18 protein-coding genes are annotated in these 20,363 nt (G+C 36.6%); 3 read left to right on the top strand and 15 right to left on the bottom strand.

The annotated features are described in order from the left end of the window. The first annotated feature begins 147 nt into the window (after positions 1-147). Entirely contained in the window at positions 148-969 is an 822-nt protein-coding gene (locus tag F0Q01_RS10850; protein ID WP_090488856.1) for a hypothetical protein, read from the top strand. Further along, a complete protein-coding gene (locus F0Q01_RS13780; protein ID WP_205467982.1) occupies positions 947-1,756 on the top strand; it encodes a hypothetical protein in 810 nt (269 codons plus the stop codon). Before F0Q01_RS10850 ends, F0Q01_RS13780 begins: the two co-directional genes overlap by 23 nt. Positions 1,757-1,815: 59 nt before the next feature. On the opposite strand, the gene F0Q01_RS10840 is transcribed toward F0Q01_RS13780, so the two are convergent. The 12 genes from F0Q01_RS10840 to F0Q01_RS10785 form a co-directional block, all read right to left on the bottom strand. Further along, on the bottom strand, positions 1,816-2,949 hold the full coding sequence (locus F0Q01_RS10840; RefSeq protein WP_143096659.1) for a hypothetical protein: 1,134 nt from the start codon (positions 2,947-2,949) through the stop codon (positions 1,816-1,818). Positions 2,950-3,445: 496 nt separating this feature from the next. Next, positions 3,446-4,261: a hypothetical protein gene (locus F0Q01_RS10835; RefSeq protein WP_090488852.1), complete on the bottom strand. Its 816-nt coding sequence runs from the start codon at positions 4,259-4,261 to the stop codon at positions 3,446-3,448. A 69-nt stretch (positions 4,262-4,330) separates the two neighbouring features. Continuing rightward, complete coding sequence (locus F0Q01_RS10830; RefSeq protein ID WP_090488850.1) at positions 4,331-5,632, bottom strand: hypothetical protein; 1,302 nt, start codon at positions 5,630-5,632, stop codon at positions 4,331-4,333. A 1-nt stretch (position 5,633) separates the two neighbouring features. Continuing rightward, on the bottom strand, positions 5,634-6,116 hold the full coding sequence (locus F0Q01_RS10825; RefSeq protein WP_090488848.1) for a hypothetical protein: 483 nt from the start codon (positions 6,114-6,116) through the stop codon (positions 5,634-5,636). Between the two features lie 10 nt (positions 6,117-6,126). Beyond that, positions 6,127-6,681 (bottom strand): hypothetical protein, encoded by a 555-nt coding sequence (locus tag F0Q01_RS10820; protein WP_090488846.1) that lies wholly within the window; start codon positions 6,679-6,681, stop codon positions 6,127-6,129. A 15-nt stretch (positions 6,682-6,696) separates the two neighbouring features. Continuing rightward, positions 6,697-7,605, bottom strand: coding sequence for a hypothetical protein (locus F0Q01_RS10815; protein WP_090488844.1), 909 nt, complete (start codon positions 7,603-7,605; stop codon positions 6,697-6,699). A gap of 78 nt (positions 7,606-7,683) precedes the next feature. Then, positions 7,684-7,944 (bottom strand): hypothetical protein, encoded by a 261-nt coding sequence (locus F0Q01_RS10810; protein ID WP_090488842.1) that lies wholly within the window; start codon positions 7,942-7,944, stop codon positions 7,684-7,686. A 277-nt stretch (positions 7,945-8,221) separates the two neighbouring features. Next, complete coding sequence (locus F0Q01_RS10805; RefSeq protein ID WP_090488840.1) at positions 8,222-10,426, bottom strand: type IV secretory system conjugative DNA transfer family protein; 2,205 nt, start codon at positions 10,424-10,426, stop codon at positions 8,222-8,224. A 30-nt stretch (positions 10,427-10,456) separates the two neighbouring features. Then, positions 10,457-11,872, bottom strand: coding sequence for a C40 family peptidase (locus F0Q01_RS10800; protein ID WP_090488839.1), 1,416 nt, complete (start codon positions 11,870-11,872; stop codon positions 10,457-10,459). Positions 11,873-11,874: 2 nt separating this feature from the next. After that, positions 11,875-14,367, bottom strand: coding sequence for a VirB4-like conjugal transfer ATPase, CD1110 family (locus F0Q01_RS10795; protein ID WP_090488837.1), 2,493 nt, complete (start codon positions 14,365-14,367; stop codon positions 11,875-11,877). Between the two features lie 16 nt (positions 14,368-14,383). Next, positions 14,384-15,739 (bottom strand): cell envelope integrity protein TolA, encoded by a 1,356-nt coding sequence (locus F0Q01_RS10790; protein WP_090488835.1) that lies wholly within the window; start codon positions 15,737-15,739, stop codon positions 14,384-14,386. A gap of 20 nt (positions 15,740-15,759) precedes the next feature. Beyond that, on the bottom strand, positions 15,760-17,001 hold the full coding sequence (locus tag F0Q01_RS10785) for an ATPase, T2SS/T4P/T4SS family (protein WP_090488833.1): 1,242 nt from the start codon (positions 16,999-17,001) through the stop codon (positions 15,760-15,762). Between the two features lie 183 nt (positions 17,002-17,184). On the opposite strand from F0Q01_RS10785, the gene F0Q01_RS10780 reads away from it, so the two are divergent. Next, positions 17,185-18,252 (top strand): hypothetical protein, encoded by a 1,068-nt coding sequence (locus F0Q01_RS10780; protein ID WP_090488831.1) that lies wholly within the window; start codon positions 17,185-17,187, stop codon positions 18,250-18,252. 66 nt (positions 18,253-18,318) lie between these two features. Here the strand turns inward: F0Q01_RS10780 and F0Q01_RS10775 are convergent, their stop codons facing one another. The 3 genes from F0Q01_RS10775 to F0Q01_RS10765 all read right to left on the bottom strand — a co-directional run bounded on the left by F0Q01_RS10775 (position 18,319) and on the right by F0Q01_RS10765 (position 20,304). Then, the gene (locus F0Q01_RS10775; protein ID WP_090488829.1) at positions 18,319-18,879 is read right to left on the bottom strand and encodes a hypothetical protein; all 561 of its coding nucleotides are present in this window, start codon (positions 18,877-18,879) and stop codon (positions 18,319-18,321) included. Between the two features lie 88 nt (positions 18,880-18,967). Next, a complete protein-coding gene (locus tag F0Q01_RS10770; protein WP_090488827.1) occupies positions 18,968-19,201 on the bottom strand; it encodes a hypothetical protein in 234 nt (77 codons plus the stop codon). A 50-nt stretch (positions 19,202-19,251) separates the two neighbouring features. Beyond that, the gene (locus tag F0Q01_RS10765) at positions 19,252-20,304 is read right to left on the bottom strand and encodes a hypothetical protein (RefSeq protein WP_090488825.1); all 1,053 of its coding nucleotides are present in this window, start codon (positions 20,302-20,304) and stop codon (positions 19,252-19,254) included. Between the last annotated feature and the right edge of the window lie 59 nt (positions 20,305-20,363).

Here is a 20,363-nt window from a genome sequence, read left to right as displayed (position 1 = left end):
TCGTTTTTTTCCATTTTCTATAAATTTTTAAAATGGTCCTAGGGGACGGGATTAGTGGTTCATTTTCGTCACAAACTTGTGATTATTATAGAATCTATTTGACGCACGTCAAATAACATTGTATTATTAGCATAGGAGGATGATATATTGGAGACAAAGGTTATACTAAAAAAACAGAATTTAACACATCTCAAATGGTCTCACGCCCGTAATTCCAGCGGAACTGTCGGAACTTACTTGAAATCTCAGGAGACAATTGACGGACATAAGATATACTATAAGCTCTCTCTTTTTGATACAGAAAAGGGAATCATTGGCCACGAATGCGTTAACGAGATTATTGTCGATAGACTTCTGACCATTCTCCAGGTAGAGCATCTGCACTATCAGTTAATTCATGCAGACATTGAAATAGAGGGCCGCATATACGAAACATGGCTATGCGCTTCAGAGGATTTTAAACAGCCCAAAGAGACGAAAGCCGCTTTAGATAACTACTATTCTGTCAATGCTGCACAGGGGCAGAGTCACTATGATTTTTGCGTAGCTCAGGGGTGGCAGGAATACATAGATACTATGATTGTTATAGACTATCTAATTCTCAATCGTGATAGACATGGTGCTAATATAGAGGTTCTTAGGAATGCCCGAAAGAAGACCTTAAGAATTGCTCCACTTTTTGACCACGGCTTATCCTTTTTATGTTCATGTTTTACTGAGGATGATATTAATAAATTTGATATTCAAGAAGATAGAGCTTGTCAGAATTTTATAGGCACAAGATCAACATTAGAGAACATATCTCTTCTATCTAACAGGCCTTATATTTTCAAAGGGAGGCTAACTGAAGATAGTCGCGATTATATTTTTAAGGATTTGGATAAAATATTATCCGTAGAACATATAGACAAGATTTGGGAGATGCTTTCATCGAGGTATAAATACTATGAGAATATTTGCAATTCATGATAAGGATATTGAATCTAATAAAGCAATTGGATATCTTTTCTTTTACGAGCGTTCCAATGAGTTTGTAATAGAATTAGCTGATTTTCTGGATGAGTGGACGGCGCCGATTCTTTTTTCGTCGCTAGTAAAAAATAATATTTTTACCGTACCAAAAGATATTTCCAAACTCTGGGTCGAAGAACGAGTTATTCCTACCGGCCGTCAAAATATAGGCCTCATTCTGAAAAATGCCAAGCTCACCACTTATAATGAAGGTAAGCTACTTGCATTAAGCAACGGAATTTCCTCTCAAGATTCTTGTTATATAGCTGAAATCTCAGAGAATGACTTGCCTGATTGGGTAAAGGAACGTCAGGTTAGTAATATACTCGAGAGCTTTCCTATAGTTGATAATCGAATAATATGTCTTCTCAAAAACGATACAGCCATGGAAATTGATCTAAAGCGCTGTATAGATGATGTTCCAAAAATAAAAACTATTCTTTCCAACAACAGGATAATCTCGACTCTGAAAGTTGATGCAGGAGGATATGGAATCACCTTTAACAATTCTATTTCCATCAGTAAAACTGTCTTGCTAAATCAAGGAGTAATCCTGCCAATATTTGCTTCTGTTTTCAAAGATTTCGCTAATCACTGCATAGTAAATACCTCAACTGCATGTGATATTCTTGGTTGCACAAGGCAGAACCTCAATTATCTGGTAAAAAGCAATACTCTCCATCCCATAAAAGACACCTGGAAAGAAAACGTATTCCTAAGAGGCAACCTTACCAGTTTTGACTAATAGCCCAAAATGATCCTAGGGGACGGGGTTACTGGTCCATTACCTTTTCCTTTCCGCTTTTATTTATTTGTGTTTGAAACCTCTGCTGCACTTTTTATTGATAGGCCAAACAAATCCTTAAATTCTACTGTATTTAACATAAAATATTTAATGCTGCATTGTACTACTTCACCATCAACTAAGTAATATGTTTTATACTTGCTGTCATCTACAAATGAATATGAAAACCTACAGCTCTGTCCATCTATGTTAGTTACTGTAAAATCGTCAGTCGTACCTTCTACATCAAAACCTTCTTCAATCAATAAATAATACATATTGCCATAGGTAATATATCCACCACCATATATATCATCATACACTTTGAAGTCCTTATTATTAGGGGCATCCTCATCGCCACTGTGATAAACAACTATACAACTATTAAATGAATCATCCCAAAAATTTTTAATATCTTCTTCTGTCATTTCGGATTCTATTTCTTGAAAACGATATTGGTATCCCCAACTAAAATATTTATCTTTTATCATTTTTAATAATTCACCATTTTCAATCTCCTCATAAGTTAGGCCATAACCATAATCCAAATTGCCCATTATATCATCCAGAGAATTATCCTTAAAAAACTCCACACGAGGGCTATTATATTTGGCAGAAACAGCTATATGCATATCTTTCTCCAGTGTATCTATATATTCTGCACATTTCTCCACAACCTTACATTTCTTTTCCAAATCTTCAACATTTGCAAACTCAAACCTTAAAATAGGATCTGTATCCCACTCTGCCTTTGTGTATATCTCAACACCTTCATGGTCAGGAAAATCATCTATATGTTTTTCCACTAATTTCGCATTATAGTTATCAAAAACTTCTACTGAACCATACAAATCTTCTGTTAATTCTTGATAAACTGTAAAGTGTATTTCATTTGTTTTGTCATATACATTCCAATAGAAATCACCATGACCGGTCTCAACAGGCCCCTCTTCAATACTACATAACCAATGACCATTGGAATGCAAATAATGTTTAAGTTCTGATTTCGTATCAACTCTTCCTTGGCACCCCACGAAACATAGGCACATTAAGACGCTTAGTATACCTAAAATTAATAGCTTTATTTTCATCAAAACACTCCCATTTTTTCTATTTAAAATATCTTCTATGAATAAAATAGTCTTCCTACCCACATTAATAATTTAAATAACAAAATCATTTTTTTCCATTTTCTATAAATTTTTAAAATGGTCCTAGGGGACGGGGTTAGTGGTCCAAAATGCTACTGTGGCATAACTATTGGACTGGATTTCAAAAGCTACGGGTTTAATACAAAAAATGGTTTTTGCACCGTAGGAATTTAAAGAATTTGAGATTATAGCTGCGAAAAGATAGGTGATTATTTCTCACAATATTGATGATGCCCTCCAAAAGACTAGAGATAATATACACCTAGTGAAATATTTTAATTTTTCTACGGTGTTATTCTTAAAATCATTAATAACACCGTAGTTTTTATAAAATGACCTATATAGAACTACCTAGATTGGTATTCAAATGATGTTAATACAGGTGGAATTGGTGTTTCAAAGACCGTGAATTTTTATATGCAAAAATAAGCCTGACTGCATATATGCAGCCAGGCTTGATAGCCTATAACATAGTCTCTCTCATTTTCATAACTTACAATTAATAAGCTTTGTAGATATTTGTATAATATACAACATCTGCATTTTTACCCCCAAATGAATCCGTAAAGAACTTCATTTTTCGATTAGTAATTACCTTATTTCCCTCAATTATATTTCCGTCTTCATCAAGCACAAATCCATATCCAAGATCTCCATCAATTGGTACATCTAATTCTTCTTCTACTGTAACTGACCCCTGGATATAGTATTCACCATCGTTTTCTGTTAGCAATTCAGCACCAATCTGATATGGTACATATTCTTTTTCTGATGCAACAACTGAAAAGTTTTTCCAATCAATTTCACCAGATGGTTCATCATTTTCAAAATCTAAATCTCTAACGATAGTAATCTTTGGACCCAGCTCAACATCTGTTTCTACTAAATCTTTTACAACATCGCCAGATACATTTTGAGCATAGCCCTCGAAAGACATACTAACACCTTCATCAGTAAGATTTGTGTATGCTACGACTAAATGATGACTTCCCTTAGTATTAATATAAGATGTCTCAGATACAATGATCCCATCATTATCTGCTGGTGCATATGCAATCTGCCAGTTCACCTTTTTATAATTAGTATCCAAAGCATCTAACTGGCTCTGCATTTCTGGAGAAATAGGATAGTCCTCGGCAACTTCTGCTCCAAAAGCTCCTCCCTCAGGTACATCTTCATCTCCTTCTGGTTCGATGTCACCACCGATTTCCACAGAAGGCTGTCCATTTTCCCCATCTTTGTCTCCACAGGCTGCAAAAGATGCAACTGCACCCACAAGAGCCATTGATAACCATACTAATTTCATCTTTTTCATTTTAACTATTCTCCTTTGTTCGATGTATTTTAAGCTTACTTTATAGTTCAATTTCTATGTTGAAATTAGCTACTCTCCTTCTCCATAGTAAGTCTCACCGGTTGAGTATAAAACAGAAAACTTTCTTCCTGTAATATTTTCTATTCTAAATGTGTACTCACCCTCTTGTGGCTTAGCTATGTTAACTACTATCTGGTTGTCTTTCTCCTCATAGCTGACTTCTTCTCCATCAGGAGGTGTAACGAATAGATATGCCGGCTCACTATTCTCAAGTGCGGTAACATTAACTACTGCACAAAATGCCTCATCGCTTACTATATTATAAGTCCAAGTCGCTGTATTTCCACCTGCTACTTCAGGGACTTGTTCATCTCCTTCAGGTTCTCCCTCCACTTCTATAGCTATAGATTCTTCATCAACTGGCTGCGAAGGGTCAAATATTACTTGTCCCATTTCATTGTATTGAATCAATGGCACATTCCAATCAATATTTTTATCATATGGCTTGCCATTGTAGATTGCAACATCATTATCATCTACATATCTAAACAGCGCCTCACCATTTAAGTAATAGTAGCCTGTACACAACCACTCTGGGATCTCAACCGAAATACAGCTCGAATGTAAGAAACTATATCCTTTACACTCAAAATCCTCAAACTCAGTAAATGTATGCTGATTAGATGTAAGCATATAATCCTGATAATATGTGCCCGTATATAACTCACACACATACTGTTTATTTTTCTTTAATCCAGTAATTATTCCTGACGCAGATATGTTGTTTTCATCAACTGAAACGCCACCAACTTTATCAAAATAAAGCCTCTCGACATTTAACCCATCCAATTCACCAGCATCACTCTTAATATTAACATATTCATCAATATCACCATCATAGCCACTAATATAATAATGACCATCATCTGGCGCCAGGGAAGTAACACCTATTGAATATCCATTTTCATATAATCTCAAAAAATCAAACGTCTCAGGGATGCCCTTCTTGCTCTTATATAATAACATATCTGAACTGGTCAAAGTAGGAATCAATCCATCCTTAGAAGAATCTACCCAAACAGTGTAATTAGCTCCTCCATCGTCTTTGTCTTCATAATCGATATTGGATCTTTCTTCTGGGCATAGGATAAACTCATTATCTTTTGCATCTATCTTCTTACCCTTACAATTCTTCCAGATATAGAAACATTCATCTTCTAATTCTTCTACATTATTTATTACTTCTATGCTACCATCTCCAGCCGCCTGGGCTTCTCCAGCATCTAGTATTCCCGTTTGAGACAATACTACACTGGCAATCATTAACACTGATGCTACAATGATAATTATGATTAGAATCTTTTTTTGCATTCTATGAACTCCTTATCATTAACTCCTTCTTATACTCATCATTTGCATATTTTATTCTACGTCTAGCAGATGCTAATATTTCTATAGGAACTGAATCCAGTGGCTTGTTTTCAAGTATCAAACATATGGCACTGGCTATGAGTCCCATCTTTATATTTGCCAAATAGAGATACTTCTTCTTTTCAAAGGCTCTGCCGTACCGTTTTAAAAGCCGCCTTGCTGTATCTATTTCAAAGCTTGTGAAGCCAATTTGCAACATATCACTTTCGCAAACACCCGCTTCTATCAAATCGACACAATACAGCGAATGAAAAATATAAAACTCGTACTGTACCAACAAATATTTATAAGCCATTCTTTCATTAAGATTTCTAAGATTTATAAATGGCTCTATTTCTTTTTTTACTGCAAGATTGTTTCTACCGTTAAATAATATGTCTCTTTCTTTAAGCTTTTCAAAAACACTCACATAATCAATTTGCATGGATTATCTCCTAAAGTAGACTCTGTTGTTGAACCAACGCTCCAACTGTATGATGAACCGAATTATTTACCTTATATGTTTTCAGTCCAAACATTACCATTGCAAATACTATAAATGTAACTATTAATACAATTACTACTATGAGACTTCTTCTCTGACCCTCTGGGGTAGCTGATACCTCTCTCTTCTTCTGAATCTCAGCCTCATTCTTTAATTTCACAGCCTCTTCCTTCATTAAGCTGATATCTTCTGTAGAACTAAAGTTCAAATATTTTTTAGGTTTAAAAAACAACAATTTTAAATATCCTGCTATAGATAGATTTTCGCTTTGATTAGCTCCAAACAAAAATCCTATCGACAAGAAAACAAATAACACAGGAAATGTAATTAATACTGGCGCGTCATAAACCAATTGTAAGAATACAAATCCAAATACGGCTATAATGACATTTCCCCATAATATTATTTTTTGCCCAACAGTCTGATGAGCTAAATACTCTATTCCAAACAATGCATCGCTATCGATATCTTCCAAATTAATATTTCTTTCAAATTGTACTGCCATTTTATACACTCCCACTTAGCTAAATGTTTTCTGTACCATCGCATCCATTGATTTTAAAAGTCCTGTTGTTATTATTGCACACATATTAGCTCCAACTACTGCAAGCAACACCTCTGTTGCATCACCACCTGAAGCATCACTAACTGGCGCCAATGTTAATAACGCTCCTGATATATTTTGTCCCAGCCTTATGGCAAACACAAAAAATCCTCCTGATATACATAGTCCCAAAAAACTTTTTCCCATACTCCATAAGGTCTTTGAGCCTTCGTCAGAACAACAACTCATACTTAATACGATTGCTGATAATGGTATCATTATTAAAGGTTTTATAATCCTTTGGTAAGCAATACCTATGACTGTCAATCCTGAACCGACTAAAACCAAAATTGTTATAACTCCTGATATAAAAAGCAGTATAAAAGGACCCATTTGTTCGAAAAAATTCTCTATCGTTGCGCCAAAATCCATAACGTCAACTCCGCCCAAATCCATATCTAAACTCTCAACACATGCTTTTACATTGGCTGCTTCTCTCCCATTTGAAAGATTTGATTCTCCCGCCATACCAAAGCTCTTGGCAAATAAATTGGCGTATTCCATTATTGCTAAGATGATTTTATCCAGTTTATCTATTACAAGAAGTACTACTGCATATTTAAGTGCATCTGATAAAAATTTTTTCAACGCTTGCTCAGGAGGCGAACTTACTACTGATTTATATATAGCTATAATAAAAAACAATGTAGCAAGTGGTATCGCACTATTTTTTACTGCAAAAAAAAGATTCTCAATGGTATCCCATATTCCGATCTTTTCTCCGGCTTCCTGGGTTGAAAGATAAAACTGTTTTCCAGCAAAATTAATACAATTGTCCCATATCTTAAATCCAGCAGCAAAAAGTGCTCTTATTACGTCTTTCATCTCTTCCACCTCATAAAAGAAAGCATAAGCGCCCAACTAATCATCAGACACTTATGCTTTCATTATGTCTTGATAACATTATACTGCTACGCCTAAAACACCTAACACCGCAGAAATTCCAATCAAGATACCACCTGCAACAATTGTAAGTGTAGCCTGATGTTCGCCCTGCTGATCAAGTTTCTGGAACGCCAGCGCAAATCTAATTGCTCCATAAATAACAATGACGGCTCCCAATGCACCTGAAACTGTAATTAATACCTTTGCGAGCTTTCTAATTGGACCTGTAAAGTCTCCTGCCACGCACATAAGGTAATTCAGCTTTGCTATAGAATTCATGTATTTCTCCTTTCAACAAAATTAATCTTTCTTTGCTGTTCTTATATATTTCAAAAAGGATAATGCCTTTTTTCCATTTTTGAAAAAAATTTTTTATTTTTTTAATGATGTGTACTCATCATCCGCATCTCCCCTTCATATATTATTTAATAAAATAAATTATCTTTTTTCCAAAATCGAAAAATATCTGTATGTTCCCATTACTTTTCGCCTAACAAACCAACAAGCCTGTCACATATCAAAGTGACAGGCTTGTTTTCTAAATAAAATGATTCTATTAATTTGCGTATAGCTTCTCTTCTATCTCTTCTACGCTCATGCTTGGATTAATTAATGCATATATATCATCTAGTCTTGTGTGCACGTTCATAATAACAGGTGTCATTGCATCAATCTGGTCTGCATTAAATCCCTTTGTCACTAGCTTTTTCACAATTATTCTTCTAGTGCCAAATTGACTGTAATCAACTTCCCTCTCAACAACAGGAGCTGCTGCAGCAGGCTCTTCTACTACATTTCGAATCCTCTGCTTTGGCTCATAGTAAGGGTCTTTTCTACATAACAGCGGCATAAGTGGACTCTTTTCGAAGGCAACCTTTGGTTCGTAAAGTGGATTAGAACCCTTTACAATAATTGCCGCTGGTCCATCTTTTTTCATTCCATACATCTGCTGAGCTGAGAAAAGTGGCTTCTCCATAATGTCATCAGTATGACTAGATGAACCCTGCATACCATAAGTATTTCCCATAGATCTCTTGTGGATAGTCTGGTTACCAAACATCTTGCTCAAGTATTCACAAGAATCCTGATCTGGCGCACCAAGGATTTCGATTACAGAACAGTTACCAATCAAATCGTGGTCCATATCATATTTAGGGAACTTTCTCTTTAACTGAATCAAGTTCTGTACAATGATAAATGCAGACATATTTCTGCTTCGCATTGTAGAAAGTCTCTCAACAAATGAATCTGGCAATGTTACATTGGCGAACTCGTCCATCAGGAAAGTAAGGTGATGAGGCAATGTCTCATTAAACCATGGGTCAATCATTGTAAGATGGTATAATTCATCAAAGAATAATGAATAGATGACAGATACAATCCAGTCAAAGTAATGCTGATTCTCTGATGTAACAAGATAGAGAATTCTCTTACCTGTTTTTGAATTCTCATCTGGCTTACTATAACCAAATGATTTACCAATCTCGATTTCATCTTCACTAAGCAAATCCTGAACACACTGCAGCTTCATGTAGCGACAGTGCGCGTCAAGTGATGCAACGATTGATGAAGTTGTCTCTGCTGCACCATTGTAGTATTTTTCAATATCAACATATCCTGGGAAGTGGCTTCCATCTCCCTTGTGTTCTGGAGATTCTCTCCATCTCTTGTCACAGTCAGTGATGATTTTGAGAATACCCGGTTCACAGTCTGGACCACCCTGAACCATGACATTACCACTGTGGTCTGTCATGATGGTTCCATCAGGATTGTATCGAGGCATACCATAGTTCTCGATTTTACCCATCTCATTCTGATGTACCGCTGTAGCTTCAAGTAGCTTTACAAACTCTCTCCAGTTCTGTTTTTCAACCGGTCTATCATAATGAAGAATATATAAAATAGCAGTCAAAAGAATCTCTGCAGAATCCTCAAAGAACTGATTAGCACCAGCATCTGAATCTGGCTTTGTAGTAGCCTTCATGAGAATCTGAGCCATTGACATAATCTCAGATTCATTTCTGATATATCTAAATGGATTAAAGTGGATTGAATCCTTCATAGCGTCCTGAGACTCTACATTTAATACCATTACCTCATATCCGTTATCCTCAAAATACTGACCAGTCTGATGGAAGAGCTCAGCCTTAGGGTCAGTAACTACGTAGTTACCAGCCAGCTGAGAAAGTACTGGACGGGCCAATCTAAATGATTTACCAGTACCAGGAGGTCCTACAACAAGTGCATTTAAGTTGGATGTCTTGTGGTTGTCAATATTTAGATAAACACCCTCTGCAATCCAGTAGTTTTTGGTGTTAACAGTGTATGGAAACTGAAGTGTAGGAAACTTTCTTCTAACTTCTTCTTCCTTGTCACCAAAATTAACCTCTACCAAATTATTCTCATCGTGATTTCCAAACTCATTGGTAAATGCCTTTGCTGTTGTCCACTGGGCATCACCGTACTCCTCGCCTGCGAAATCGTATGATACTTTTGTAGATTTCCACAGATAAAACAATGTCCAAATACTCTCAAATACAACTATAAAGTACTTAGAATACTTGGTGTATTGCACAATAAGATGTGGTGGGAATGTAAAGTAGTAGTCAGCAAAATTACTGAATAAAGTTGTGAATCCACCTCTTCTATCCCATACAGCGCCGAACATCATACCTAAATAAGCAAGTATTAATGCTACAGCCAACCAGGTTAATATTATTGTACCTGGGTCCTTTTTTTTCGATTTTGTTATACCAGCCATTTTTCTTTTCCTTTTTATTAAATATACTCTTTACGGGCGGCCTATCATAATTGCATTTTTCGTTCTAACCGGCCCGTATATTACGCCTCTTTTCGAGTTATACGCCTCTACAACATGACCATTTCCAACATAAATAGCCACATGATATATTCCTAGATAACGACCGTTATCATGGCCACCATAGAAGATCAAATCACCAATTTCCAAATCAGTGGTAACATCCTCTATGATTTTGCCGTCTTGAAACAATCCATAGGCTTCTCCAGCTGCGCAGTCATCTGGCACATTTTTGCCTATACTGTGCTCTGACACATAGGCCAAGCCGGAGCAATCATAACTATCTGGCCCTTTTCTTTTATTCCACGCCTGAGAATAGCCACATCCTACCGTAGAAAACAAAAATCGTAAGAGTTGTTGCTGTTCTTCCGGAAGAGTAGATACTTTATTCCCCTCTTGGTCAAGTGTATACCCTCGCTCCAATATCATATCTTCAATTATATCTGGAGATATTTGACTCTCCCTAAGTTCACCACGGACGGTGGCATATCCTTCCAGGACACTTGAAGATATCGCGTGAAAATTGAAAAATACTGTCGCAAATATTACTGTCACACTGACAAACGGAAATATCAACGCTCCAAATTTCGCTGAAGCCGCTGCAAGCAAGCCTTGCATTCCCGCTTCTGCTTTGCCAGCAAGACCTAAAAGAGCTGCCTTGCCTCCGCTTAGGCCCTTGAAAATGTCTCCAATCCCTGAGCCACCATCGGCTCCGCCTTCAAGAGGTGGGTCTCCCAAAAGAGACTTGTTCTCTTTCATTACGTTGGCCACTGTCTGCTTTTTAATTGCAGTTCTTTCTTCCGGGGTAAACTCTTTGTTATCCACCTTGGCGGGAGTCTTATTCAGCACCATTTTGTTCATGCCACCGACTACATTTGCTCCCGGAATCATCAAGGCTCCGCCGATAATCATTTTGCCAAGCATCTTGCCAGCAATTTCCTTACCGTCATCCTTTTCGTCGTCTTTGCCGCGACCTCTTCTGCCTCCTCTGGCATTCATCATGTAGCTTCCGGCCAAGTCTTTCTTTAATTCTTTGAAATCCTTTGTTTTGGGCGATATTACCTTTTTTAAATCTACAGATTCTTCAGCTTCTTCTTCCTCCTCAGCCTTTTTCTTAAAGAAAGATTTTTTTTCTTTCTTGCCTGATTTCAGCTGATAAACTTCTTCTTCAGCTTCTTCTTCAAAATCCTCCAGATCGAAAGTCTCTTCACCAAATCTATCCTTGCCAATCGGTGAACCGCCTCCAAAGTTTATAATGTTTTTTGTAGCTTCTCGTAATAATCTGTCGCTATGCCCCAGTGATGGATCGCCGTCTTCCAACAGCTTTCCAATTTTTTTAGCGTGAACTAGCTCGTCCTTGGACAATCGCTTTGTACCATAATTTTTCATACTTATGCTCCTCTAATGACACCGGCATCTGTATTTACAAGTTTATAAATCTCGCTATTTTTCTTTATTACCATGTCAAATGGAACAGTTACAGGTCCCATTTTCAGCAAGCCTGTACCACTTGCTGCATTATCAACATAAGCAAACATCGCTGTTGAAATACCTGGTAAAAATTTCATGAGCAATTCCTTATCCTGAGTAGACTGTGATAAAAGGAAAAAGCTCTCTGTATTTGAGAAAATCTGTGCAAGGTTCATGTCATTTTCTGAACGCATTAAGTCACTCATGTTCTGAGTGATTCCGGTCATCAGACCACTCATTTTTCGAACCTCTTTCCAGAGCTTCAAAACGAATTTTGCTACGCACTCAATTCCCAAAAGCTCATGGAACTCGTCGATATATACATGAGTCCATTTTCCCTCTCGTCCGTTTTTACGGATTGTATTTCTAACCATTTCCATCATAACTACCATGGCAGTTACTCTCATGTTTTCCTGTGTCTGTGACAGGTCAAATGAAATGAATCTACTATTTAAATCAACATTTGTACGGTGGTTAAATAGTGAAAGGGCACCATTTACAAATGTATCCATCATTTTGGCCACATGCTCTGCATGGAAATCATTCATATCAACCAAGCACTGATAAATATCCTGTAGTGTTGGTGAGTACTGACGTATCTGCTCTTCTCTAGAAAGTGATGTGTATTTCTCATTTCCATAGTACATCTCGCTTCGCATGTGCTTTGGAATGACAAACTCTGACTCAGCATTTCCCAGACCATTAAGCTGTCTTCTAGTTGAATAATTCTCGCTATATACTTTCTCGATTGCCTTATTCAAAACCGGAAGCTCATCCTCGCTCAGATCTCTTCTGATACATGAGCTGATAAGAGTCTGGATAAAGTCGGCTTTTTCGTAAATAACACCTTCCAAATCGCTATACTCAACATCTGTAAAATCAACATCAAGAGGATTTACAAAAAGCTGCTTTTGTGGGTCAAAGGAAATAACTGTTCCACCAACAATGCCTGCGATTTCAAAGTAATCCGCATTAGGGTCAATCATCAAAAACTGATCTTCCGTATATACGGTATATGAACAGATTGTCTCAAGCTTTGCAGCTACTGACTTACCAGAACCAGACTGACCGAGAATCAAGCTGTTTCTATTTTTCAATCGCTTCTTATCTGCAAAAATCGCATTTTTAGAAAGCTGATTGATTCCGTAGTATACGCCGCCCTCATCATTAAGCTCCTGAGTCTTATATGGCATAAACATGGCTACAGATGTAGAGGACATGTTACATACATGCTTGAACTCCTGAATTCCAAGACCTAATGAAGTGTTGATGCCCTCTCTCTGCATTGCGAAACAAGGCTTGAACTGAATTGATTTTAAGCTTGCCTGAGTAATGATTTTGTTTTCAATACTCTGAAGTTGCTCTAGGTCATCAGCCATAAAAAGCATTGTTATTGTTGTGTTGAAATACTTCTGGTCCTCGTCCTCAATTTCTCGCTCAAAATCTTCAATCTTTTTATTTGACGCAAGAAGAGTTGCAGAAGCGTCTGCCAAATAATCATGCTGGTTTCGGTTTCTACTTTTTTCATTCTCGATTTTCAAACCGACCTTCATATGCTTTCTCTGAAGTTCTTTTTTCAAAACTTCAGTAGGCAAAATCTCATTGTTTACTGAAATATACGATGTACAGTTGACCTGAGAAAGCTTACTAATAATGTCAGCCTCAAGTACTCGTGGATAGTCATCAATGTAGATAACTTTTCCCACCTTGCCATTCATGTAAAAAATCTCATTTTCAAATCTCAGCGACCCCGGCGAAATTGTATTTAACCAATCTCGTCTATATTTTACTTCTTCATCAAAATCAAACTTAAAGCTTGTATTTAAACCAATGTGAGTAAAATTGTATAAAAGCTGCATTCTCTCATTGATGCCAACCTCTGTCATGACAGAACCTGACACACCATCAGTAGCCTGCTCAATAAAAGCTGTTCTAATGGCTGTATCCATTGTGGAGAATGTTGTTCTAGCATCTTTCATATCATCAGCTTTACATGTAAGTGTGAAATAAATGCTCTGATATAATCCCTGTTTTGCATCTGTAAGCTTATCTGCAATTACTCTATTAAAAGCGTGTCTGAGATTGTCTAGCTCGTCATTTGCAAGTGGATATAATACTTGATTTTTGAACTCAACTTCATCTACATACTCGTTGGCTACAATATAGGAAAATCTACAAGGTACAGTCTCTAGAACCTTTGAGAACCAGCGGATAATAGCGGCCTGTTCCTCAATTGTAACGCCCAGAAAGTTAACATCTGACAATTTATACTGTTTTGAAAAATATGAATTTGGTAATTCAAATATTCCTGTATCATCCACACTGACAATGGAAAACACCTGCTGCACTGTTTCAAATTTCTCGTGTAGCGGCTCATCCATTAATTTTGTGCGGGCATATTCTGTTAATACCATTTAGAAATCCTCCAACTTACACTACCAGCTTCTTTACCTGGTCCATAGGAATATTTCTCATAGAATGATAATCCTTGATTCCATAAGAAAAACTACTCTCTAATACATCAGTTATATTTCCGTATACTGGCGAAATTACCATCTGCTTGTCGCAGAAAAGTTTTTCAACCGAATCGATAACCTCATCCTTTTGTCTGAGTGTCTGTGTGATTACTACCACTGTAAATCCAACATTAATAAATGAATTCTCAAACTCGTCTATTCTTTGATTGAAACGTCTTTCGATTACGCGCTTGTAATCATCATTGGCCTCTTGGTTTACAGGATGAATATCTGTCACGAACATGATTGGCTGATTGATTTTAAGAAGCTCACTGAGCAAATCAGTTTCGATTGTGCCAGGATACTGGATTACCTGTAAGCAAGCACCAGTTTTCTCACTAATAGAGAAATAATCATCTGTAACCTGGATGTCATTAAATGCGTTCTGCTTCCAGTTGTTCTTTCTCTTTACCATGACTGAGAAATCCTCGTCTGCGCCATCATAAAGGAAGTTTCTTCTAACCTGATTCATCAAGCAATTGATTGAAATCTCTACAATATTAATCTCTGGAAGAATCCTATTGATTCTCTCCACCTCAGCATCAAGAGTCAGCTTGACTGTCTCGTAGATTTCTGCATCTAGGAAAAATGTGAGGTAATCAGTTCTGATAAGTTTTCCTGTCTCTGCCAAGTGGAAGTTAGATGTGATTCTAGCTCTGATTGTCAGTACCTTAACCAGCTGATCGATAAACTCATTTCTATTGTGAGGGTTCATACCTTCGATTTTGTATGTCTTAATCCAATGGTCGTCAGTTTTTCTAATAGCTGCTACTTTAGAATCAAATGAAATAATTCCAAGTGCCTCAAATGTCTTTCGGCTTACTGGTCTGAGCATTCTATTAAGACGCTCAATCTCTTTCTTGTGGGCCTTCTCTGCCTTTCTCTCCTCTTTTCTGAGAGCTTTTTCAGCAATTCTCTGTTTTCTTTTTGCAGCTGCCTCTTCCTTTTTTAACTGACGATCAGCAGCTGCTTCTAATTTTTTTTGGCGAAGCATTGCCTCCTGTGCAGGATTATTTATTTTCTTTTTCTTAACTACTGTTTTAGTCTTTTCTGTTGTAACTAGCTTCTTTTTGTTTGGATTGAAGTTTTCAGTGTCATAGTTTGGAACTAATCTCTGCTCCTGCTCCAATGGTCTGTACTTATCCAATCTCTCAGTGATGTCTCCACCTGATGTGCCTTCATTGATTTCAACTTTTTGTATAGTCTCATGTTTTTCTGTGCTTTCAACTTCAACTGTCTGTTCATGTAAAAATAACTTATGATTTTCCATTTCTAAATCCTTTCTATCTACTAACCATTGTGTTTCTTATATACTTTTCTAAATTTCAAACGTTGATACTCGTAATCGTATCCCTCTATTTCAAGAATCTCTCTGATTCCGAAATGGCTCATATGAACTAAAACAAATGGAACGACTGTAAGCATTTCTTCCAATGTCTCCATAGGATAATCTGATTTATATCTAGCACACTGGGCAAGACGTGTAACTGAGCTTGCAGCGTCGTTACTATGTATTGTTCCAAGGAATCTAGCACCGGTGTTCAAGGCTGTAGTAAATACATATAATGCCTCTGCACCCTTTATCTCACCGATGACAAAATTATCAATATCCTGAAGCAATCCCAATCTAAGCTCGTCCTCTAGTGAGTAAGTTGCACTTTCCTGTCCCTGCTCTAGAGTCATGGTGTGCTCAAACTGCATCTGCGGATGTACCGTTGAGTACAACTCGTCCGACTCCTGAGATATCAAAACTGACTCATTAAAAGGAATCCAATCCAGCAGCTTGTTCAAAAGCGATGTCTTACCGGAACCACCGGCACCAGAAATCAAAAATCCGTATTTGTTGTTGATACGGTCTTTGAAATACTCAATCATCTCATCATTGACCATTCCTGCTTCCTTCAGATAATCCCAAGAATATTTTTTGGTAGGGATTTTTCTGATGTGGATGTTATTGTCATCTGTCGAAACCAATCGACGATTTTGCCAATCGATTCGAAGATAATAGGAATCATCACATTTTCTATCCGTACAATATGTTGCCGCATTGTGGATGTTGTTTTTTATTCGATGAATCTTTTGTAATCGCTCGTACCAATCATTGTAATCCTGCTCTGACAGGAAGCTCACGTTTGTCTCATATCGATTTCCCGATGCTTTACAAACAACTCTGTTCCAGGCCAGGACTTTTATATCAGATACATCAACAGCATCCAAAAGAGGAGTCAAAACATAGTATCCAAACACGGCTGATTGGAACATTTCTAATATTTTTCTCTGTTCATCATCCTTTAATCCATAATAGTTTTGAACAAGAAATCGCTTTGCCCTGTTCATCATTTCAAGGAAATCCTGTTCTGTTCCCTGTACTGTTTTTACAATGCTCGAACCGTTAATATCAATTACATTAGCTTTAAGTCGCTTATATATATCCATAAGGTCAGGGTCATTGAAATATGACTGAACCTCATAAATCTCTGATTTTAAAATATGTTCTTTCGGCTCGCTCTTAACGTAATTTAGCTCCGACATCTTATATCCTCTTTCTTTGAAAAAACCTTCTTCTTTTCCCTATTTTTATTTCAACAAAAAGAAATTGTTTTTTTCCATTTACCGAGAATTCTTTTTTCTTTTTATTTATTTGCTTTGTTACAAGGCTTGCAGTATAATATTTCGTATTAAAACAATAATAGCAAAGGAGTAATATACTAAGTTATGAAAGGTAGATTTTTAAAAACTATTTCATTAGCATTAATAATGTCCTTTTCTTTTGCAGGATGCGGATACAGTTTAGATGATGTTTCCCAGATGAAGGCTTATAAAAAAACAGGTAAAGCAAACGCCATTAACTATATTGAGGAAAAATATGGTTTTACTCCTTCAGTTAATGATGTGGCTAATGTTTTTCCATCAGATAATACTGTCCCAAATCTTACTCCTGCAGCTACAGGTACGGTTCATGTATCAATGGAATATGAAGGTAAGGAATTCACTGTGGAAATTTCTGGTGAAGAAGATACAGTAGACGGAGCAGATGACTACGAAAAGACAGAAATACTTGATGGACTTAAATCATATATTAAGAGTGAATGTCCATCAGTAGAAGATGTTTCTCTTCCTTTCTATGAAACAAATTACTATTTTAAAGCGAAATTTACTGGTGATAATTACAGCGATTATTTTGATAAAGAAAACTATGCTGCCAAAGTTATCATTAAAACATGTAATCAGAATCTGACGGATTTTCCATTAGATGACCTTGTATCAAAACTGGACTGTAACTCCATAGCCATAATTGATTACAAGTCCAATGCTAAAATGCCAGATCCTGATTCACATACTATCGCATCAGACACTGGCTACAATTTAAAATCTATTCTGCCTTATATAAATCAGTATCTATGGTACAGCGAGTCAATGGCAGATGGGGCTGAGCCATATATCGCTACTGTTAACAGCGCAGAATGTAATGGAGTCATAGCTTGCGGCCTAACTGAGGAGCCTATTAGCATAGAACAAACTGATAGTACAGCTTGGAATGCTGACAGCAGCAAGACTTTGCTTGGTTCTTATTATATAGAGTCAAATGAAGATAACTTTTATGTATATTTTAATCGTCCTAATGACATAGATGCGTCAACTATTGCAATTAACAGTGGCGACTACAATATTACAACTGAAGAAACTGGAGATTATATTTATTTCTGGGCTTATATGGTGAAAAGTAGTTCAGAGGAATACAATAGATCTTTCCAAATAGATATCACTACATCTAATGAATAGAAATTTTAATTCTCTTTTGTAACTCAAAAGACCTGACTCGGAGGCTCACCTCATAGTCAGGTCTTTTTACATCTCTTGTTCAATTATATTTCCGTCAGAATCAATGCCATAGTACATATCTATGGGATTTCTGCATTGACTTTTAATGTAGCTGCGATAGTCCTCTACATACTCATCATCCCCGGGAATCGCAATAGCTACAACGTACCATTGATTATATTTCGCAGGATACATCTCCAATCCAAAACCATCATCAATAGTCCGTAAATACGTATCTATTTTTGTGTTATTAAGCAAAATACGCTCTACACTGTCTCCATTCTTGTCGATGAGCCTATAGATTCCAGCATCATCCTCTGGCAAAAGAACAAAGTCATCACCTGTATTGGCATTGACTGTCCAAATCATTTCATCAATAGTGAGCAAAAAATGCTCCATTATCTCTTTTGTGACTTCAAATCGAATGGCATTTTTATAATAATAAAACAGCCCTGTATACTGGTAGAAGTCTATCATAACAACATCATAAGCTTCCAGCTCATGCTTGTGCGGAAACTTTTTATTTGTCCTTATGTAGAGATTTGCCAACACATCTTCTCTAGATAACTGTTTGATGAAATCATTCATGGACTGCGCCCCTTTGCTCTTATAGCAATTATTATATTACAGAGATTCTCTGCAGGGCAATATTATGCATTAGATTTCTTTGTTGGCATTAGCCTGGGATTTGAAAGTTAGTTATCGCATTCATACATGAGACTAAACCAAAAATTGGATAAAAAATTAATACTACTTTTGCTATAGTTGCTCCTCTTTTTCTTTGTTTATTATCCTCTCCGCCGGCCTTTATTGCCTTGGCCGAATACACTAGCGCAACGAAACCTGTAAAATAGAAAAATATTGATGTTATTGCCCATATTAAAGTTAGTTTACTGTATTTCTCTGTCATAACAATTTTTCCTTTTTTATATAAGATATTAATAAGTTTCCAATTAATTGTTACTCACTGTATTCTTCAACAGTTAATCCAAATAAATCATAGATTGTTTTCTTATATAGTTTAAAGTAATTGCAATCACATGATACTTCTTCATCATCCACTAAATAATAGGTACCATGTTCGCCGCTACCGGCATATCCATAAGAGAATTGACACATCTGTCCATCTACTCCTTGAACAGTAAAGTTGTCTACAGAGCCCTCTACGTCAAATCCCTCATCAATTAATAGATAATAGAGATTTCCAAAAGTAAGAGTGCCATCAGTATAGATATCATCATATACCGCATAATCTTCATTTGTTTCATCAGCTGGGTCACCACTATGATATACCGCTGCACAATTAGTGTATTTATCCTCAAAGAATGTGTCTATATCAGAACTTTTCATTTCCTCTTCAATTTCTGGAAAACGGTATGTATATCCCAATTGAAAATATTGTTTTTTGATGTAATCTAGTGTTTCTCCACTTTTAATAGCGGAATAATTGCTTAGCGGAGCAACATCAGTGTACTTTAAAATCCCATCAATAGTTTTGTCTTTGTAATAATCTACTCTAGGTCCAGCCAAATTAGCCGAAACTCTAATTTCAACATCAGAACTTAAATCATCCAAATATTTTGCACAGCTTTTTACGATATTATATTTTTCCTCTAGTTCATCTAAATTAGTATATTCAAATTCAAAGCTGGCGTTTTCTGACCACATGTCTCCCGTAACAATTTCCACACCTTCATGCTCAGGAAGATCTTTTACGTGTTCTTCCACTAGTTTTGCATCGTAATTGTCATACATCTCCTGACTGCCCATCCAACCGGATTCATCAGTGACATTTATGACATTAAAATGCACACCATTCTCTTCATCATACACATCCCAGTATTGCTTTTTCCCATCAGCTACTTGGCAATCACCCTCTACCTGACAGCTTGCAAAACCGTTTTCTTTCAAATATGAATCCACATCTACTTTTGTATGATTTTCATCTTTACATCCCACAAAGTAAAGGCTAAATACAGATAGCATTGTCGCAATAATTATTTTCTTTTTCATAGTTATCTCCCTAACAGAATAAACACGAAAGGGATGCAGCAATTGCTTGCCGCATCCAT

This window comes from Pseudobutyrivibrio xylanivorans, from assembly GCF_010906925.1.
Lineage (GTDB): Bacteria > Bacillota > Clostridia > Lachnospirales > Lachnospiraceae > Pseudobutyrivibrio.
The sequence above is the reverse complement of the archived record's forward strand: the minus strand, read 5'-3'. Positions and strand labels throughout refer to the sequence as shown.

Coding starts and splice junctions, on each gene's coding strand:
- F0Q01_RS13780 (WP_205467982.1), top strand. CDS start 947: ATGAGAATATTTGCAATTCATGATAAGGATATTGAATCTAATAAAGCA.
- F0Q01_RS10835 (WP_090488852.1), bottom strand. CDS start 4,261: ATGAAAAAGATGAAATTAGTATGGTTATCAATGGCTCTTGTGGGTGCA.
- F0Q01_RS10830 (WP_090488850.1), bottom strand. CDS start 5,632: ATGCAAAAAAAGATTCTAATCATAATTATCATTGTAGCATCAGTGTTA.
- F0Q01_RS10825 (WP_090488848.1), bottom strand. CDS start 6,116: ATGCAAATTGATTATGTGAGTGTTTTTGAAAAGCTTAAAGAAAGAGAC.
- F0Q01_RS10820 (WP_090488846.1), bottom strand. CDS start 6,681: ATGGCAGTACAATTTGAAAGAAATATTAATTTGGAAGATATCGATAGC.
- F0Q01_RS10815 (WP_090488844.1), bottom strand. CDS start 7,605: ATGAAAGACGTAATAAGAGCACTTTTTGCTGCTGGATTTAAGATATGG.
- F0Q01_RS10810 (WP_090488842.1), bottom strand. CDS start 7,944: ATGAATTCTATAGCAAAGCTGAATTACCTTATGTGCGTGGCAGGAGAC.
- F0Q01_RS10805 (WP_090488840.1), bottom strand. CDS start 10,426: ATGGCTGGTATAACAAAATCGAAAAAAAAGGACCCAGGTACAATAATA.
- F0Q01_RS10800 (WP_090488839.1), bottom strand. CDS start 11,872: ATGAAAAATTATGGTACAAAGCGATTGTCCAAGGACGAGCTAGTTCAC.
- F0Q01_RS10795 (WP_090488837.1), bottom strand. CDS start 14,367: ATGGTATTAACAGAATATGCCCGCACAAAATTAATGGATGAGCCGCTA.
- F0Q01_RS10790 (WP_090488835.1), bottom strand. CDS start 15,739: ATGGAAAATCATAAGTTATTTTTACATGAACAGACAGTTGAAGTTGAA.
- F0Q01_RS10785 (WP_090488833.1), bottom strand. CDS start 17,001: ATGTCGGAGCTAAATTACGTTAAGAGCGAGCCGAAAGAACATATTTTA.
- F0Q01_RS10780 (WP_090488831.1), top strand. CDS start 17,185: ATGAAAGGTAGATTTTTAAAAACTATTTCATTAGCATTAATAATGTCC.
- F0Q01_RS10775 (WP_090488829.1), bottom strand. CDS start 18,879: ATGAATGATTTCATCAAACAGTTATCTAGAGAAGATGTGTTGGCAAAT.
- F0Q01_RS10770 (WP_090488827.1), bottom strand. CDS start 19,201: ATGACAGAGAAATACAGTAAACTAACTTTAATATGGGCAATAACATCA.
- F0Q01_RS10765 (WP_090488825.1), bottom strand. CDS start 20,304: ATGAAAAAGAAAATAATTATTGCGACAATGCTATCTGTATTTAGCCTT.